This window comes from Pantoea sp. SGAir0215 (assembly GCF_043543215.1).
Genome location: NZ_CP028031.1, coordinates 1,179,728 through 1,197,196, shown reverse-complemented (window position 1 = coordinate 1,197,196; position 17,469 = coordinate 1,179,728). Strand labels below are relative to the sequence as shown.

General features: G+C 42.1%; 18 protein-coding genes and 1 pseudogene. 12 read left to right on the top strand and 7 right to left on the bottom strand.

Going from position 1 to position 17,469, the window contains the following annotated elements:
- The first annotated feature begins 44 nt into the window (after positions 1-44).
- The 5 genes from C1N64_RS05675 (at position 45) to C1N64_RS05655 (ending at position 3,969) form a co-directional block, all read left to right on the top strand.
- A complete protein-coding gene (locus C1N64_RS05675) occupies positions 45-965 on the top strand; it encodes a DMT family transporter (RefSeq protein WP_072193753.1) in 921 nt (306 codons plus the stop codon).
- Positions 952-2,199, top strand: coding sequence for an ATP-grasp domain-containing protein (locus tag C1N64_RS05670; RefSeq protein WP_394515322.1), 1,248 nt, complete (start codon positions 952-954; stop codon positions 2,197-2,199). Before C1N64_RS05675 ends, C1N64_RS05670 begins: the two co-directional genes overlap by 14 nt.
- Positions 2,200-2,220: 21 nt before the next feature.
- Positions 2,221-2,745 (top strand): type 2 periplasmic-binding domain-containing protein, encoded by a 525-nt coding sequence (locus tag C1N64_RS05665; RefSeq protein WP_033740141.1) that lies wholly within the window; start codon positions 2,221-2,223, stop codon positions 2,743-2,745.
- An 11-nt stretch (positions 2,746-2,756) separates the two neighbouring features.
- Positions 2,757-3,284: a DUF6421 family protein gene (locus C1N64_RS05660; RefSeq protein ID WP_394515321.1), complete on the top strand. Its 528-nt coding sequence runs from the start codon at positions 2,757-2,759 to the stop codon at positions 3,282-3,284.
- Between the two features lie 85 nt (positions 3,285-3,369).
- Entirely contained in the window at positions 3,370-3,969 is a 600-nt protein-coding gene (locus tag C1N64_RS05655) for a DUF6421 family protein (RefSeq protein WP_394515320.1), read from the top strand.
- Positions 3,970-4,342: 373 nt separating this feature from the next.
- Here C1N64_RS05655 and C1N64_RS05650 read toward each other — a convergent pair whose 3' ends face one another.
- Entirely contained in the window at positions 4,343-5,206 is an 864-nt protein-coding gene (locus C1N64_RS05650) for a LysR family transcriptional regulator (RefSeq protein WP_033740138.1), read from the bottom strand.
- Positions 5,207-5,488: 282 nt separating this feature from the next.
- Here C1N64_RS05650 and C1N64_RS05645 point away from each other — a divergent pair, with 282 nt between their 5' ends.
- From C1N64_RS05645 to C1N64_RS05625, 5 genes are all read left to right on the top strand, one after another.
- A complete protein-coding gene (locus C1N64_RS05645) occupies positions 5,489-7,333 on the top strand; it encodes a thiamine pyrophosphate-binding protein (protein ID WP_394515319.1) in 1,845 nt (614 codons plus the stop codon).
- 18 nt (positions 7,334-7,351) lie between these two features.
- Entirely contained in the window at positions 7,352-7,789 is a 438-nt protein-coding gene (locus C1N64_RS05640) for a cupin domain-containing protein (protein WP_110267899.1), read from the top strand.
- Positions 7,790-7,808: 19 nt separating this feature from the next.
- Positions 7,809-8,687 carry a DMT family transporter gene (locus tag C1N64_RS05635; protein ID WP_110267900.1) on the top strand — a complete coding sequence of 293 codons (879 nt, stop codon included), beginning with the start codon at positions 7,809-7,811 and terminating at the stop codon, positions 8,685-8,687.
- A complete protein-coding gene (locus tag C1N64_RS05630; RefSeq protein WP_394515318.1) occupies positions 8,680-9,201 on the top strand; it encodes a DUF2938 family protein in 522 nt (173 codons plus the stop codon). Before C1N64_RS05635 ends, C1N64_RS05630 begins: the two co-directional genes overlap by 8 nt.
- A gap of 147 nt (positions 9,202-9,348) precedes the next feature.
- Positions 9,349-10,614 (top strand): MFS transporter, encoded by a 1,266-nt coding sequence (locus tag C1N64_RS05625; RefSeq protein WP_394515317.1) that lies wholly within the window; start codon positions 9,349-9,351, stop codon positions 10,612-10,614.
- Between the two features lie 68 nt (positions 10,615-10,682).
- Here C1N64_RS05625 and C1N64_RS05620 read toward each other — a convergent pair whose 3' ends face one another.
- The 3 genes and pseudogenes from C1N64_RS05620 to C1N64_RS05610 form a co-directional block, all read right to left on the bottom strand.
- Positions 10,683-11,066 (bottom strand): hypothetical protein, encoded by a 384-nt coding sequence (locus C1N64_RS05620; RefSeq protein WP_033740132.1) that lies wholly within the window; start codon positions 11,064-11,066, stop codon positions 10,683-10,685.
- 663 nt (positions 11,067-11,729) lie between these two features.
- Positions 11,730-11,834: pseudogene (locus C1N64_RS05615) on the bottom strand (sugar kinase); the annotation flags it as partial.
- Positions 11,835-11,978: 144 nt separating this feature from the next.
- Positions 11,979-12,293, bottom strand: a complete 315-nt coding sequence (locus C1N64_RS05610; RefSeq protein WP_394515316.1) for a hypothetical protein — start codon at positions 12,291-12,293, stop codon at positions 11,979-11,981.
- Positions 12,294-13,263: 970 nt separating this feature from the next.
- On the opposite strand from C1N64_RS05610, the gene C1N64_RS05605 reads away from it, so the two are divergent.
- Positions 13,264-13,587: a SymE family type I addiction module toxin gene (locus C1N64_RS05605; protein ID WP_394515315.1), complete on the top strand. Its 324-nt coding sequence runs from the start codon at positions 13,264-13,266 to the stop codon at positions 13,585-13,587.
- Between the two features lie 77 nt (positions 13,588-13,664).
- Entirely contained in the window at positions 13,665-14,471 is an 807-nt protein-coding gene (locus tag C1N64_RS05600; RefSeq protein ID WP_394515314.1) for a phosphotransferase family protein, read from the top strand.
- A 238-nt stretch (positions 14,472-14,709) separates the two neighbouring features.
- Here the strand turns inward: C1N64_RS05600 and C1N64_RS05595 are convergent, their stop codons facing one another.
- From C1N64_RS05595 to C1N64_RS05585, 3 genes are all read right to left on the bottom strand, one after another.
- Complete coding sequence (locus tag C1N64_RS05595) at positions 14,710-15,012, bottom strand: contact-dependent growth inhibition system immunity protein (protein ID WP_054688474.1); 303 nt, start codon at positions 15,010-15,012, stop codon at positions 14,710-14,712.
- A 1,070-nt stretch (positions 15,013-16,082) separates the two neighbouring features.
- Positions 16,083-16,460 (bottom strand): putative T6SS immunity periplasmic lipoprotein, encoded by a 378-nt coding sequence (locus C1N64_RS05590; RefSeq protein ID WP_054688204.1) that lies wholly within the window; start codon positions 16,458-16,460, stop codon positions 16,083-16,085.
- A 293-nt stretch (positions 16,461-16,753) separates the two neighbouring features.
- The gene (locus C1N64_RS05585) at positions 16,754-17,446 is read right to left on the bottom strand and encodes a hypothetical protein (protein WP_394515313.1); all 693 of its coding nucleotides are present in this window, start codon (positions 17,444-17,446) and stop codon (positions 16,754-16,756) included.
- Between the last annotated feature and the right edge of the window lie 23 nt (positions 17,447-17,469).

Below are 17,469 nucleotides of genomic sequence, written 5' to 3'. Positions count from 1 at the left end.
CACTACCAACTAAGCATCAATTCTTTCAGGCACGGAGTCTGTAAATGCCATTTCAAGGTCGTATTTTTTCAAAATCAAGCATTCCGGTACTAGCTTTCGTTGCGTTATGCTTAATAGGCGGAACAACGTGGGCACTTCAGAAAACGGGTCTAAACAATAGCTTACCTTTGTGGTCTGCAGGTATGAGATTCCTGATTGCGGGAACAATAATTTTTTTATTTCAGTTTTTACGTCGTCAATTTCAATTAAATAAAAACTTAATAAAACTCGCTCTCGCAAATGGGTTATTTTATTTTGCGGTACCTTTTGGAACAGTTTACTGGGCCTCATCACATGTCCCAAGTGGTTTGGTTGCGGTGCTAGCTTCAAGTATTAGTGTTTATGCCTTATTATTGAATCATTTCTTACGTGGTAAGCCAGCCTCATTCCGCCAAATACTTGGTGTAGCTTGTGCTGTAATAGGCATAATAATAGTTTTCAGCAACAGATTACATATTGAAAGTAATAGCATTGGCATTCTTGCGATGGTATCAATACTATTTGCGATGGGAAGCTCAGCAGCAATAACATTAAAAGTCCAACGTCACATTAGCGAGTTACCATTTCTAAACTTTGTATCATTATCGATGCTTTGTGGTGGCGTATTACTATTGTCGGCCAGCCTAATTTTAGAAAGTGGCGTTAGAACCTTTTCAAGTACAAGTTTATATGCCCTCCTCTATCTTGCTTTAATTGGTTCTGTATTAGGGTTCTCCCTTAATATATTACTTTTGAAACACTGGCATATATCTAAAGCAACCTCTCATTTGTTTATATCTCCAGTCATAGCGCTTTACATCGGATATGTCTTTATGGACGAGATTATCACTACCAATGTCGGAATTGGAACGTCCATAGTGATTTTAGGTGTAATGTTAATTAATTTTCCTCCTTTTAGAAAAGGTTTGAAAGATGTCAAATGTTAGAAAGAACTTAGCTATCATATGTCAAAACAGGAAACTGCCTTTTGTTTTCGAAGAGGCGGAAAAATTAGGGATCGACATCACTTTTTTTTACAACTCAGAAGAATGTGCTCCACCTTCCCTTCCTGCTGTAAAATATGCTGTACCTTTACCTCTGTTTAGCAATGAATCAGAAGCTTTAAAAATCATGGAGGAACAATATAAGAATCATCCCTTTGACGGCATATTGACACTCTTTGAGCCCGCTCTTAACTTCGCATCAAAAGTTGCAAAAAAATTAAAACTACCTTATTTACCTGAAAGTGTAATTGAAAACTGCAGAAATAAAAATTTAACTCGTCGCATAATGCTTGAGCATAGGCTAAATACGCCTACTTTCATTGAACTGAGCGAAGAAGAAATACCAAATGAAGCTGCCCTTGAATTTCCATTAGTTGTTAAACCTACTAACGGATTTTCAAGTCAAGGTATTATCCGTGTTGAAGATTATGAAAGTCTTGTTAAAGCTGTAAAAAAAGTATGGGAAATCAACCATACGGAATTAGGTAAGTTTGTATATGGTAAAGGTGGCGTAATTCTTGAATCTTTCATCGATGGCCCTGAATTTGCTATTGAAACCTTATCGAGTCAAGGTGTTGTAACTGTGCTTTCAGTTGGAGACAAAGGTGACTGTAAAGGCCCTTATTTCGAGGAAGGAATCTACATATCGCCAGCAAATATCGATAATAAATTACATCTGGATATATGTGATGAAGCTAAACGGGTTGTTCTAGCTTTAGGTATTACGGAAGGACCAGCGCATGTCGAATTACGTATTGACAGCAACAGGAAGCCTTATGTTATTGAGGTGGCCCCACGTATAGGCGGTTCTGGCATTTCACATTTTATAGTTAAAGCCAGTACGGGTATAAATTTCTTGCAACTTGTTATATGCCAGGCTTTAAATATAGCCAAACCAGATTTGCCCGATAATATAACAAGCAAACACACCGCCGGAAATTATATAATCCCACTTCAGGGAGATGGTATCTTCAAGGAAATTAAAGGAATTAATGAAGCAAACAACATGGAAGAAACTCAGAGGATATTTCAATTCATTGAACCGGGAACGAAAATCCTTCCATATCCTCACTTCTCAGGTTACCCTGGCTTTATCCTTACACAACATCAGAGTCATCAAGACTGTGTTGAATTTCATGAATATTTAGATAAAAACCTTACTGTCGTATACCAATAACTAATTAAATGGAAAATTAAAATGTTAAGTAGAACGATTCATACTTTAGGTCCTGCTGGAACAAATTGTGAAAAAGCAGGTTATTTATGGCTTAAAAATAATAACTTCAATGGAGAGGTTATACTTTACTCTACTCTTGAGGAAGCCCTGGTTGAGGTAAAAAAAAACAAGCAAGATCTTCTTTTGGGTTGTGCAGTTTACCCTGATTTACATCATATCGTTTTTAAAAATTTAATAGAAATGGAAATCAAAGACAGTTTTATTATGCCAACATGGAATATGGTTCTTGCAGTAAAGGATAAAAATACATCTTTAACAAAAGAATCAACTATTTCCTCACATCCAGCGCCAGCACACCTTGCTTCACTATATAGTGAGCATGTAAAGCTGGTAAATAGTAATGTACAGGCTGCACTTGAATGCGCTAATGACAATACGGTCGGCTGCATTACTACATTGAAAGCAGTTCAAGAAAATGGATTGCATATTATTGAGGACTTTGGCGAGGTTCCTATGTGTTTCACCATTCATGGGCATCGTCATTAATGGAAAATATTATGACAGATATTAAAAATAAAGTTTCCTCTAAACTCGTCCCAATGATTAATGAGTTTCAACGCTATCAGTGCAATACTGGCGCAGTCATTAATGAACTTACCCGAGCTGAGAAATTATTAGACGAGATTATATCTATTTCGGGCAATATACTTAAAGATCTCTCTCAAGATAATTATGCAACACATCTTATTGCTGACCTCAATGACTGGAAAAAACGAGGCCTTAATAAAGAGCCTTTTTTTGATAACTCTCTTGCTAACTTTGTAGTTCCCAAAGATGGTGAGACGACTTTCTGCCTGGCAGCAATTACCACACCCAACAGCGGCCATCAAAAGGGATACTGGTTAGAATGTTTTTTGGTACAGCGTAAAGAACCTGCGGTTGTTAAGGAAATTGAAGCCGAAATCCCGCACCCAAAAAATGTAAGCCAAACTGTATGCCTACTTTCATCTAGTTATGGTTTTTCAACTGGACGCTGCTTAGTTTTTTTTCCTGAAAATGTTAAGACAAAGGAAAAAAATAACTGACCAATCTTTTGCTTTATTTTTTTTCGACAAGTTTCACAAAATCTACACTCAAGATACAATATGTAGAGCTGAAAATATTTTCAATTTGAAAGAAATCTATTCTAAAGAGATTGATGAAGAAAGCTGCTATGCCGCTCGCACAGTATGGGGATATCTTCATGATTATTATCATCATTGCGGCACCCGGCCTTTTGACAGAAACATACACGTTAAAATGAACTTCTGGGCTGGTATTCTCGAAGAAATAAAAGTTGACTGCAAGACAATTATGACTTTACAAGAGAGAAAGTATCCATGGTGGCAAGAAATCACTGAGTTTATCCTTTTCGAAAGACTGGCAAGGTACCCGGCCCAGCATGATGCAACGCGAAACTTTGATTCAGCAACAGGTGTCTTTTTATTTACCTGGTTAAAAAGAAATAACTTTTCTTTCTCATATGACGCTGCTCCTGATAAGCCCGCTCTCAATCTAAATGAATGCCTTAAAGGTATACATATTCTTGTTAACGAGATTGAAGAGCTTGAAATTATTGAGGATGACGCAGCTTTTAAAAAGGCGGTAGAATATTATGTCAAAAATATACTCACCCCTGGAGTTGACGGGGAGAAATATAACATCCCAGAGGATTATACCGTTCACAGTAGAAATATGGGAATAAAAATACCCGAGTTGCACTTCCAATAAGCTACTGATGGGTTTACGTACTTTGCTTACGGTTGTTGATGCGATATAACAATTTAATAGAAAAACAATATTTCCAGTTGAGAACCATAAAGTTATTACCTTTGATTAAAACCATAACCCAGAGTTTTCTTTAGTTTTTTATAATCAGCCCTGTTATATCGCGTATATTTTATTGATTAATTTAATAACATGACGACTCGGTACTCTTTCCCTGCGAGGTTTACCGATTCGTCAGCTTTTCTTTGGGTTCTATCCAAAAAGGCAATTACTATAAAGCGATCACACGTCTATTTTCCTTATAGATAAATACCTGTTTAAGAAGAATTTAAACATTTACTTTATGAGATAGACTGCAAATTTACCCTTATACTGCTTACGCAGCAAAACACTGCTCAAGCGCCGTAATCACCGCCCTGATGCGCGCGACCTTTTGCAAATCCGGATGGAGCACCAGCCAGATATCAACCGGGTCGCGTTTGTCGGGAAAGAGCGGGATTAATTGCGGATCGCGCTCAGCCAAAAACGTCGAGAGTAAGCCAATGCCAATCCCGCGTTTAATGGCGGCTTCCATAAGCAGTTGCGTATTGCATTCCAGCACCACCTGTTGGCTGTTTACGGCAAATCCACACAGGTTTTGTCGATGACGCGGCACAAGCTCTGCCGGAAACATCACCAATTGATGGTCGGTTAATCCACTATCTTCATTCGGTTCACCGAGTCTGTCGAAATAACGCTGGCTGACGTAAAGCCCCATCTGAATGGTCGCCAGACGTTTGACGATCAACTCCTCAGAATCTGGCCGTGCCCCACGAATGGCGATATCTGCGCTGCGGTAGGAGATATCGGCGAATTCCAGTCCGGTCAGCAAGGTTACGGTGATATCCGGATAGTCTTCACGCAGACGTTCAATGGCAGGCATGACAAACGCCGAGGCGAGCGTGTCGGTGGTGGCAATGCGAACGTTACCTGCAGGGAGGTTATCGCCGCAGGCCGCTTTGCGACGCATTACCTGCATGGCGCTTTCCATGGCACTGGCTTCTGCCATCACCTGTTCGCCAAACTCACTTAGCGTAAAGGCACGGGGCGTGCGGATAAACAACCGGGAACCGAGCGCGCTTTCAAACGCAGCGATACGTCGTCCTACCGTTGCCTGATCAACATTTAACGATTTCGAAGCCCCGCGCAACGTTTTATGCCTTGCCAGTGCAAGGAAAAAACGGACATCATCCCAGTTCATCCACTACTCCATGTTATTTTAGCTAAACGTGTGTCTTCAAACTGGCTAAAAAACTATCGAACGCCATCAGCCATATCATAAAAACCACTATGCAATCATAAATATTTTTGCATTATTGTGAAGCATTAATGCAACTTTTAAAATTTCAAATTGTGACTATGATGGGCCGTTTTTTGGATATAGCCTCGCTGTGTTTTATCCTGTAGTGGCCTCCATCTAACGCACATTTTATTGCCCGATCAGTTCTGATTATCTTTACTTTTATTCTAATGGATTTAGATAATGAAATTGTTTGAAGATGATAGTTTCGTAACCATCTACCCGGCGTTTAACTCCGATAAAGTTGTTGAAAATAATATTAGCGAAGCAGAAATTGCTTTGAATTTTGCTGAAGATCTTATTAATCAATTATACAATAAACAAATAAGTCACATTTTCTTAGTACCTGGTAAATTGATTTATCCCATCATCAAAGCACTGGAAAAATCATCAATCATCGGAATTATGGGGGCACATGAAACCGCCTGCGGATTCATGGCTGACGGTTATGCAAGAGGTAATCGGAATTTTGGCGTTTGTTTGGGAATTTCCGGGCCTGGCACAATGAATTTTATACCAGCGATGGCAGCTGCCCGAGCTGACCGAATACCCGTGCTCTACATCACAGGCGGCGTAGCTACTTACCATGAAGCTCAGGGAGCCTTTCAAGATGGCAGTAATGGTGGACTTGATGAAATATCCGTCGTCAAACCTTTACTTAATAGTGCTATTGAAATAAAAACACCTTCTGTGTTTAACCACGAATTACGGCGTACCTTCGATCTACTTAACCCTCATAGAAAAGGGCGTGCCTATTTAAACTTGCCAGTAAACATTCAAAAGAAATCTCAACAAGACAACTCGATAAAGACAAATAGTATACAACATGGTTTAGCGATTGATACATCAGCAATGGATATGCTTATTCATGATTATCTTTGTAATGATTTCAATGTTGCTATTTTAGCAGGTAACGGTGTTAATAATTATCATGGTGCTAAACTGTTGAAAGGCGTAGCCGAGAAATTTTCTATTCCGGTAGCGACTACCCTTTCAGGTAAAGGTGCCTTCCCTGAAAAACACTCTTTATCCCTTGGCTTATACGGTTTCGCCGGCCATACTCGCGCAATAACAACTATTAATGATACCAGTGTTGATGTTTTGATTGTTCTCGGTAGTGATTTAACACAGCGAGACAGCCTCAATTGGTGCCCAGAACTTCACAGTAATAAGACACTAATATTCATTGACGATGATTTCGAAAAGAACTGCTTACACTACCAACCTGATATTCAAATATTCTCAAATCTTAGTAAAACCTTAGATTACCTCTTCAATATCAAGATACCGAGAAGAACACCTTTGCTCGCGGCTAAACAGAAACGTTTACGCTGGATATCTGATATTCATAGATTACCGTTAACCATCTCTAAAACATCGATTTTTACAGCAAAGGATGAAAAAGATAACCGCTTGTTTGCTGGTGATGTTGTTCGCTACTTACGTAATATCTTGCCCGAGAATACTAACGTTGTTGTTGATTCTGGTGCGCATAGAATCTTTATGGCCCATTACTGGTCCGCTGCTGGCATCGGTGATTATCATACTTCCAGTGAGCTTGCCCCCATGGGCTGGGCTATCTGTGCGGGTATCGGCATTAAACTGGCCCAACCAGAACGGCCGTGTATGGTGGTAACTGGTGATGGATGCATGCTGATGCACGGCATAGAAATTCAAACCGCAGCCCGTTACGGTGTTAAAACGCTTTTCGTAGTCCTGAACAACCAAGCCCACGGCGCTATGCACATTGATACATTACATCAACGTGGCGTTTCTGCAGACTTTACCCATCTTCCAGCCCATGATTGGGTAGGCTTTGCGACAAGCCTTGGTGTTGAAGCCACCCGCGTTACACGACTGGAAGAATTAAACACAGCCGTCGACGCAGCAAATCAACATTCCGGGCCTTTCCTGATCGAAATCGTTGTCGGTAATCACACAACACCGAATCACTACTACTCACAAAGCGTAACGGCTTATGAGGCACGAATTGCTGCGCAGAGTTTTTCTTTAATACCTCACAAATAAGATACTCAGGGAATAATTATGCTTAAATGGAATAAATTAATAATCGCGTTAACCACTATATTTTTCATGAATACTGTAATTGCAAAGACGAGAGTTGAAAAAAAAATCTTACTACAGACCGAGCGCTCATGGGATGGAAATATTTATCATGCCTATCCTAATGGCACACCAGAAATTACAGTTTTAAAAGTTGAAATTCCGCCTGTACATGTTCTTCCATGGCATTACCATAAATGCATAAGTACGGTCTATATGACGCATGGAAGCGTAACCCTCACAATGAAGAACGCAGAGAAAAAAATCACCTTCTCTGAAGGAGATACTTTCAGCGACACAGTGAACTCGGTTCATCAGGGGATTTCTGGTAGCCAGGGAGCGGGCATGTTAGTCTTCTTTGCCTGTTCAAAAAACACACCACTTACGACTGAAACCACAAACAATAAAAATCCTAATTAATAGGAGATAGAATACGATCATGGCTGTCTTATGGATGCTACTCGCTTGTATTTATTTTTCACTAATGAACGCAACAATAAAATCATTATCAATAGAGATGAGTTTTTTTGAGATAATCTTCTTTCGCTGTTTTATTAATATGCTTACCGTCTCTGTAATGATGTTTTACAAAGGCATCACTTTTAGACCTAATGAGCCATTATTACATTTGAAACGTGCTTCATTAGGTAATAGCGCGATGTATTGTGGCTTTTATTCTCTTATGCATCTACCTGTAGCTATGGCTACAACGCTGAGTTATACCAACCCCATTTTTCAAGGAATAATCATGGTGTCTACCAAAAAAGGAAGATCATCCAGTCGCATACTGGCATCGATTTTACTAGGCTTTTTGGGTGTGGTCATTTTGTTAAATCCTAATTATCCCGTTAGCAGCCATATTTTCATTGTAGCTGGAATTTTATCGGGTCTGCTTACTGCGCTCGCTTATTATAACATAGGTAAATTGACTCTGAGCGGTGAACCAATCCTCAGAGTCGTGTTCTGGTTTTCATTGCCAGGTGCAGTTATTGGCCTCGGTGTGTGTCTGATGTCTGAGATCAGCCTGCCAACGTTAAAACAATTTATTGCTCTTATCGCTGTTGGTGGATTTGGTACCCTTGGTCAATTGGCTATGACGCGCGCATACAGTTTAGGTGAAGCAACCACTGTAAGTGTTATTTCCTATAGCACTATTATTTTCACAGCGTTTATTGGCTATTATTTATTTGGAGAGAAAATATCCATAATCGCTGCAGGTGGTATGTTATGTATAGTTGCATCCGGCATCCTGGCATCAATAAAAAAACGTTCGCCTTCGAAAATAAATTTAACATCAATGGAAGAAAAAAATGCATAAAACATTCAAGAAAATTATCTTTCTAACTTCTTTAAGTGGCGTAACCTCCACAATTAGCATGGATTTAATAAACAAAATCACATCAACAATCCATCTTATACCAGCACTAAATATCTATTTCATTGGCAACATGCTGTCACAATGGATGGAAGGTGATTTTATTTTTTCTCACCCCAGTGAAATCGCAACAAATAAAAACGGATTACTAATAGGTTACTTTTTCCATTACTTTGCAGGCATTGCATTAGCCTTTCCTTATTGCTGGCTATTTTTTAAGACAAATTTTATTTCTAACCTGTCAGTTTTCAAAACGGCTGTTTATGGGTTGATATGCTCATTGATAACCTTAGTTTTTATCTATCCTTCTGTAGGGTTGGGTTTGTGGGGAATGAAAAGTGGCAATTATGAATTGTTAATAGCGGCTCTCATCAATCATTTTGTTTATGGCTTGGCATTATTAGCAAGTTGTATCTTCATTACCCGCATCCTGCTTAACAAAACACATTCTGTATAAATCATCAAGCTGCATAAATGAAGACTTGTGATGCATTATTGTCTCTATTACAAGCAATAAGCAGACACTATTATCCATCTGTTTACTGCTCTGTGACATTAGCGCTTGCTAAGCAGAGCTGAATTATCTACAGCTCAGGAAATAAACATGTCAGAAGTGTTAACCATCAATAGCCGTTCGACAGACAAAAAAAAGTCTGTTTCCACAAAGAGCATTTTATTCTTTCTTGCACTGGCTTTGATCGCCGCCTTATTAAACAGCAGTGCGCCAACGCCGCTTTACCCTCTCTATCAACAGCAGTTGGGCTTAACCGCCGTCAGCCTGACAGTTATCTACGGCGCCTATGCGGCGGGCGTTTTGATTGCGTTATTTAGCGTGGGAAATCTTGCCGGGAAGGTCGCCGATCTGCGCAGCCTGATGATGCCCGCACTGCTGGCTGTCTTTGCCGGTGCCCTGCTGTTTTCTCTCGCCGATTCGTTTGCCTGTCTGTTTATGGCACGCCTGCTCGCGGGTGTGGGAACGGGGGCATTAACCGGCGCAGCGAATATCGCCCTGGTGCGGTTTGGTCCCAAAGATGGCGGTAAAGTGGCGGCCCTGCTCGCTACGCTCTCTTTCACCACAGGTCTGGCGCTGGGGCCGGTTTTTAGCGGCGTGGCGATTCAGACAGGTTTCCACAGTCAGACGTTACCGTTTCTGCTGATCATGCTGACGGCCGCAATCGCCCTTATCGGGTTACGTTTCAGTTGGCCAGATGGGCGTCACGACCAACCCTCGGTCGCCACCTCTTCACCTGCCACCTCAGTGGAGGCGACACTGAAAGCCGGACTGAAAGCGACAGGCGTGCGGTTTTTCCTCTGTGCCGGCGCGCTGTTTATGAGCTGGGCGTTTGCCGCCAGTATCTTGTCGATTGGTCCGGCCGTGTCCGAGCATCTGCTTGGCATTCATAGCCAGGGCGTTTATGGCTATGTGATTGCGGTTTATTTAGTGGTGGCTGGTATCAGTCAGATTCTGAGCCGCCGGATTCGCGCCCGCACGTCTCTTGCTGCTGGCTGCCTTACGCAGGCCATATCCATCGTGCTTTTTACCTGGGCGATTGGCCACCACTCTCTGGTCTGGGCATGTACAGGATTGATCGTCGCCGGCTATTCCTATGGCGCGATCTTTGTAGGAAGTGCAACTCTGGTGAATATGCTCTCCCCTACCGCCAGTCACGCAAAACTGATTTCATTGTTTTACGTGATTGCCTATATCGCTAACTGGGTGCCCGTGCTGTTAGGCGCGGTGGTGGATCATGCCAGCCTGGACCTGGCCGTTAATTTGCTGTTCGGCGTTGGTGCGGTTATCTGTTTGCTACTGAGTATCGCGGTGTTTGGGATAAAGATGGAAAAAGCACGACTAAATAACGTGACGTGATGGGGTTTACTGACTGGTTCTGACCGCGCTTAGGAAACACTTATCCGTGCCCAGAGTGACACATTGCTTCAGATGTCACGACGGACATCTCGCGAATTTTTGCTGCGTAGCTTCACCAGAACCTGGTGAAGCTGACCAACAGAGAGATCTTTAACGACAGAATGCGGTTTTCCCCGCAGCCATTCAAAAAAGTAGCCAATGCCCAATAAATCGAGTCCTTCACTGCTGAACAGGTATTCGTTTTCTTTCAAATCAAACAGTGTACGAAAATCGTCATCTTCGATATCGAAGCTGACGGCAAAAAACGTTTCGGCTGCCTCTAAAAAATCGACGCCATCCATACCGGCAAGATGAAGGTCTCGTTCCAACAATGTATTTTCATTGACGACTTTAGACTTCCATCCCGCATAGTCACGAACAAATGCGATGACTTCCTCCAGTTCAGGACTCATTTCAGCACCGGCCTCCAAAGGTTTATATGCCCCAGATTATCATTTTTTACTTCAGCCTCGGGATTGGCTGCCCGAACGGCTGAAAGAAAACCGGCAAAGTCCTGATTAAATAGCTAGTAGTTATTCAGGATACTGACTGTTTTTTCTGTCTGCGAGGCACCTGTGCGATAACGAAGCTGCCAGACACGACGATTGCTAATCTGCGTTCCGGTCGGTCTCACCTGAATAAGTTGGCCCAGCGAGATTTTTTATTAAAGATGTCTTCCTTACGCTTTTGGTAGAGGAAATTTGCCTCGTAATAGTAATCCTCCGTGTTCATCCCAAGACGTTTAAGCAGCGGTGTATCAATAGAAATCTTCTTCAACTCACCTTTAACAGCAAAGAAATCGTCTCGTTTGAACATCGGCAGAAAGAAATACTTAATCAGCAAAATGATAAACGCCAGCGTTAAACTCAATGACAGAAAAGAATGCATATTATTATTTATTATTTTTCAGGAACTTCAATTTTATAACACAACGACAATATTATCTTCTTTAAAACGCAGAACGCTGGCGATGCATAAAAGCCTCGACGTTAATCGTAAGCTTAATTTTAGCCTGTCTTCCTCAAAACCTGCCTGATCTGGGCCTGCGTCGACGTACCTTTCATTGGACCACGCTAACTCATTGCCAGCGAACCGCTGGTATTTTCCCATCTCAGAGCCTTCTGCGGCGATGTATCCGTCAGAAACAGGCTAACAAAGGTCGCGCCGAAACAGTCAGTGGCGTTGCATAAATTTCGATGGCTACCGACAGACTACTTCCGGAAAATAGACACGATGGACAGGTCACAACTGACAATGAAGATCGTGAACTACGGGGTGAAGGCCGGGGTCATTTTAGAACTGCTTCACGACAGTAAAAACAGCGATCAACCGCGCTGAGCGCGTCTGAAACGCCAGGCTTTGTAAGTGATAACAGGCGGCTGAGAGAATGCTGCAACGGCAGCGCCACAGGCCAGACCGATAGCACCCGGGATAACCGATTGGGCTGAGCCAAAAACAAGCAGGATAAAGAACACGACCAGGCAAAATGTCACGGCGACAGCAGCAATAATAAAGCGTCGGGCCAGGTCGTTAATAGCTTCGCCCAGTGTATCGCCAGAGCGTTGTGAAATGTTTTTTATTCTGCCCAGCTCACGTGACGTGAAACCGGCCTGCATAAGGATTTCTTCGCTGACTTTCATTTTTTATCCTGACGTTAAGGGCGTTACGGGTCTGTATACCAGATTATCAAGAGCACGGCGACACAGAGCGATAAAGTAATAACGGAGCCTTACTGCATCTTCGTAATCATCAACAGACTTCATAGTTGCAGAGCATTCTGCGTAATTACAGGATTAGTCGAAAGGATTTCAATATCAGGCGACGAGCCTATCTCTCTTGCTGTCCATCTGGCTTCAGCTATTTGGCTGCGGGTCGGATAATAAAGGTTTAATAACCATTTCGATGATTTCATCTATTTAAAAAGGCAGATGCGTTTTTCACTGCAAATATCACGCTGGACAACATACTCCGGCATGCAGGCAATCCCAGCCCCTGAAAGCACCGATTTTCGTAACGGCGTACGGTCACAGACCGCAAGCGATTTGGGAATGTTGAAAAAGTGACATTCGTTAGTGATCTCATAAGCCCAGTCATTGCTGCCGGTCAGCAAGCTGGCATCAGTAAGTATTGCGGTGAGGCAACGGTCACGAACGGCTCGGCGATAAGATTACGCTTCACCAGCGGAAGCGCCTGATCCTGTGGCTAGCTAAGGCGTTAACAGTGCCGATGTGGAAATTGTTATGGAGATCCCAGGAGAGTGCGAGTGGCTGATAAAGGATTTCGGGGTCAGGGTTTGGTGACGCGGTGAAAGTCCCGGAGGCGGTTTAGGCCAGGGCAACAGGACAACGGATTGACGCTGAGGACGCGTGAAATGGTCGGGTATTTCCCCCTTCTTTTCGCCACTATCAGAATTTAGATCTGCCACTAAAAATGATGGATTACGTTGCGATTTGCGTGAAATTTCTGCGTACGTTTTCGCAGTTTGCTATTTTCACTCTCGCTGCGTTTTCGCCTGCCTGATTAAATATTCCGGTCATTTAGCGCGATACGAATGTGGGGCAACACATCCGCATCGCTGATCACAATCACTATTTATAAGGAATAGTAATCATGACTGCCTTCGATTGTATTTCAGGCCACACTGAACCTAAAGCACCAAACTATACGCAGCGCTATGCGACCGTGGGTTATGTGACCCGCACTCCAAATTATCGCCGCGTTCCAGCGATCACCCTGAAGGGCTGCTGGCTAAAAGAAGCGGGTTTTCCGATTGGTGTGCAACTGGATGTGAAGGTTACCTGGTGCCAGATTATTATCAGCTTCAAACCCAGGGATGTGATAAACGGGACGCGGGTGGGATCGATTAAGGATCTGGCTTCGCTGTCCGTGCAGCAGAGAAAACGGGTGATGAAGGCGATTGGGCTGACTGAATAGTAAGATTGAGGCGGCCTGCTCCTGCGGAGGTGGGGGCAGGCTGGGTTTGCTATGTTAAGAGTAAATGCAGCGTTGCTATGACTGACGCAGATTTAGCGAAAATGGGTAGTGCCCGCGTAAAACGCCTTGCGGATGAAGATGGTAAGGCCTGTGCCATTGAAAAAGCGCCGGTAAGCGAGGTGGAATATGCTTTCTACCGCGATGCCGCTCCCCTTCTGGCACGGCATGGCATTCTGACGCCCGTTGTGAAATCAGCCTGCTACGAACAACGAAAGCTCATACTCGAATATATTCCTGAACCCATCCAACAAGACGCTGTTACAGGCGATGCATTCCTTTCCGTTCTTGCACGATTATATTCTGTACCGCCTGATCCCTCATGGACGTTCAGCACACATCGGTGGGACGAGGCAGCACTGGAAAGCTGCCTCGATCTGCTTCGCCTGCCTGCAGAGGCGGAACGGCAGCTTCGGGCAATGCACAAGCACAGCAATGTGCTTTTTGAACCGCATTGCGTGATCTCCGGTGATACCAATGCAGGTAACTGGGGAAAGAGAGAGAATGGCGAACTGGTGCTTTTCGACTGGGAACGCTTTGGCCTGGGTAGCCCGGCGATAGATTTAGCGCCTTTGATCAAAGGGATGGGAGGAGAAGAAGATTTTCGATTGTTAGCAAGGCGCTATTTTCAGTTGCATAGCAGGTTTAATGCGGATGTGCTGGCGAAAGAGATCGCCCTTGCTAAAGCGTGGATTGTGAATGAGGTGGTGCTGATATTGAGTGAGCGGGGAAAGCCGGAACTGGCGAAGTATTTGGGATGGTACGGGAAGGTGTTGCCTGAGTGGTTGGGGAGCATAAGGTTAAAGATGAACACAGGATTACCTTAATGACCTTCCCTAGAGGTCAAAAAATGGCGTCTTTTAAAGAAACAGAGCTGTACATGTAATTACATGAAAAACGCTCAAAAGCACCATCAACAGGTACAGATGAGTCCTTTTCCTTCACTTTAACGAGAAGGCGTTGCTATACATTTTGGTGCTCATCTAACCTCTCACGAGGTTTTTCACGAAACAGAGAGAATCGTATGGGGACCGAATAAGCATCACCTGGTGTTAGGCATTCGCGTCAAGAAAGTGAATCAATTACCTTTTGTCTTAATAAGCTAAGGAAATTAGCTGGCGTGGTATTCCATAACTGTGCCGAAAATTCATTACCATAGCGGCTTTCAAAATCATCTTCGAGGTTATCAGATTCCTGAATAAATTGATCAATATATCCTATCAAGCCATGTCGTGTAGCGGATGGTGTGTCTGCAATCCATGCGTCTATTTGCGTATCCACGCTCTCTCCACTACCAAACAAATCATAATCTTGCCCAAAATAGATGGCAATCAGGCTGTCCAGGACATGTACATTAATGTTTTTCATAATTAAACCATTGGATAAATTCAACAATCCCTCCGCCAACCCTAAGCCGCCGTATAGCCGATCACTCAGGGTTTCCCCTTCACTTACGCTTTTATCAGACAACAAAGCTGCCATCTGTATAGGAGAGAGCACTAATCTTACGCCGTCTTGATTATCCAAAGCTCAAGCCTCTTTATGCATTTCAACAAGTCTCTGCTCATTATATTGTATAGCCAGGGTTTTAACAGAGACTTCAGAATCATTTTGATGGCATAAAAAAGTACTTGTGAGGGGAAACGTTACGCTGGGGAATTTAAAGTTAAATAAGTCAAACTGTGAATTTATCGATTAAGATTAGTACACCGCCAAAACAAATCAGGAACAAGATGCATCCAAAACTTAATACAAAAACATAAAAAAAGGAATCATCCACCGCATCAATTCGACATTATTCGAATCGACAAACTGATACGCCTCGCTGTTTTCATCCAGAAAAAATATACTTTTATTCCTTTTAAGTCTGATAAAGAAATATGCCATCGTGGAAGCACCAAAGAAGCCAATCATACTGCTGTAAAGATACGGCGCAGGAAGTACATGCTTTTTCTGGAAAAGCTTAATAAGCTCATAATATTTCCTTCTGTTTAATGCGTAGAGAAGGATAGACAAGACGAAGCCGATATTAGCAAGCAGTATAATTAAAACAATAAATATTTTCATTTCAGTATAAAGTTAAAATTTTCAAAAAAGGCACCCTTCTCCTATCCAACCTGCATACTGAAAAACCAGCGATGCCATAAAGATAACATCAGTTTGTTGCCCGAAAATCAAGGTACAGTCAGAACCTTAGCCCTTACGACTCATAAATATCTGATTTAAAGAAAAAAAGAGATGACCCTGATGACTTCGTCTTCAACACTTAGTTTAGTGCTACTATCAGTCGCAGTCGGGAACGTAACCCATTTCTCCACTGATACCATTCTCGACTCCGCGCCTTGCATAGCCCATTTAGGCACATATTTTATCGATATCGATTTGTACAAAGGTGACTATGGTCTTATACGCATATGCGCGCTTGTAAGATCATGGTGTTAAAAGATCTTGATGATGCCTCTGTCGATTTGAGTTGAAAACTCAGCCGTTACCAAATGCGATTGTGATTTCTGATTCATGACGTCATAAGCGATTGAATATCTTTCACCCGGTGCAAATGTAAATCCAAATAGTGGCAGGCATTCCCCTTTAGCTACATAAACAGGTTTATCATCAAAGACTTTATGTAGCGTATCGTTTTTATCGCTGTTTATTTGAATAGCGGTAACCCGTTCCTCTGATTTTAGCGGCGACACTACACAAACCTGATTATCTTTAATAATCACTGAGGTTGATTCTCGCTCAGTCATCCTGTCACCCGGCCCGGGGCATCCGGTTAAAAGAAATACCGCAGCCAAAAAAATTTTACCCTTCATGGTTAACATCCTTCTACCGCGAATTACTGATAAACTGGAATATGTAGTAAAACAGAATTTACATTTTTTTCATTAGCCTATCGAGCACATCATTATTTCTTAAAAGAAAATAACAAAAAAAGCACAGCTTCAGGCAGTTAAAAAACCGATTGCTATTCTTTGCAGAAAATGAAAGTTAGACAAAGCCACATCTAAAGACCTCGGTAAATAATATATCAAAAGCACCAAAATTATAATTCATTTTATTCACTGAAGTATTTTCTTATATAAAGAATATCAGACTATAGGGAGATTTATTTTGTCAGACTCTGGATTATAGCGATAATTCTGTTTTCCCCGCTTAATCCCAAAGCACTAATCAAAGCCTTGTCAATACTATCACTAATTAAGAAATAAAGCATTTCGATATTATTTGAATAGAATAATTGATATAACTGTGGTGAAAGCTGTTGTAATCTTCTGGAAGCTAACGCAGCCACCTGAACCTTTCCATAATATGATGCCGCAGTAACTATTGCGATTGAATATTTATTAACCCTGACCAAAACTTCATTTTTAAAACTAAATGAATTAACAATTAATACAGAAAAACTAGTCGCTATAGCTGTTTTGGTTAACTTCCCACTGCTGTATCCAGCCAGCATATTAGCCAACTTCTGGTCCATATACTGAATTCGCGACTGCTCCAGTTTATTTAATTCAGCCTCAATATACATTCTCATCATATCAGCCATAACATCTTTTCTTTTATATATCTCAAATATAACTTTGATGAACCGGCGATCTTCCCCCTTAAGTTCTGAACATATGTCTTCGTATTTATCGAAAAGACACGAACTGTACCAGGATGCACGTTCTACTCCTGCCTTAACGTCCTTTAATGTCCCCATGCTGTTTGAACCCAATCCTTTTACAGCTTTATCGAGTGCGGTTGCTGCATCCTTTTCAGGTGTGGTTCGGAATTTTATTATTGATGACAGGTACATTACCGGGTATCCTAACTCAGAAT

Coding starts and splice junctions, on each gene's coding strand:
- C1N64_RS05605 (WP_394515315.1), top strand. CDS start 13,264: ATGACTGCCTTCGATTGTATTTCAGGCCACACTGAACCTAAAGCACCA.
- C1N64_RS05610 (WP_394515316.1), bottom strand. CDS start 12,293: ATGAAAGTCAGCGAAGAAATCCTTATGCAGGCCGGTTTCACGTCACGT.
- C1N64_RS05590 (WP_054688204.1), bottom strand. CDS start 16,460: ATGAAGGGTAAAATTTTTTTGGCTGCGGTATTTCTTTTAACCGGATGC.
- C1N64_RS05620 (WP_033740132.1), bottom strand. CDS start 11,066: ATGAGTCCTGAACTGGAGGAAGTCATCGCATTTGTTCGTGACTATGCG.
- C1N64_RS05645 (WP_394515319.1), top strand. CDS start 5,489: ATGAAATTGTTTGAAGATGATAGTTTCGTAACCATCTACCCGGCGTTT.
- C1N64_RS05675 (WP_072193753.1), top strand. CDS start 45: ATGCCATTTCAAGGTCGTATTTTTTCAAAATCAAGCATTCCGGTACTA.
- C1N64_RS05670 (WP_394515322.1), top strand. CDS start 952: ATGTCAAATGTTAGAAAGAACTTAGCTATCATATGTCAAAACAGGAAA.
- C1N64_RS05595 (WP_054688474.1), bottom strand. CDS start 15,012: ATGAAAAACATTAATGTACATGTCCTGGACAGCCTGATTGCCATCTAT.
- C1N64_RS05665 (WP_033740141.1), top strand. CDS start 2,221: ATGTTAAGTAGAACGATTCATACTTTAGGTCCTGCTGGAACAAATTGT.
- C1N64_RS05630 (WP_394515318.1), top strand. CDS start 8,680: ATGCATAAAACATTCAAGAAAATTATCTTTCTAACTTCTTTAAGTGGC.
- C1N64_RS05640 (WP_110267899.1), top strand. CDS start 7,352: ATGCTTAAATGGAATAAATTAATAATCGCGTTAACCACTATATTTTTC.
- C1N64_RS05585 (WP_394515313.1), bottom strand. CDS start 17,446: ATGTACCTGTCATCAATAATAAAATTCCGAACCACACCTGAAAAGGAT.
- C1N64_RS05660 (WP_394515321.1), top strand. CDS start 2,757: ATGACAGATATTAAAAATAAAGTTTCCTCTAAACTCGTCCCAATGATT.
- C1N64_RS05635 (WP_110267900.1), top strand. CDS start 7,809: ATGGCTGTCTTATGGATGCTACTCGCTTGTATTTATTTTTCACTAATG.
- C1N64_RS05650 (WP_033740138.1), bottom strand. CDS start 5,206: ATGAACTGGGATGATGTCCGTTTTTTCCTTGCACTGGCAAGGCATAAA.
- C1N64_RS05600 (WP_394515314.1), top strand. CDS start 13,665: ATGACTGACGCAGATTTAGCGAAAATGGGTAGTGCCCGCGTAAAACGC.
- C1N64_RS05625 (WP_394515317.1), top strand. CDS start 9,349: ATGTCAGAAGTGTTAACCATCAATAGCCGTTCGACAGACAAAAAAAAG.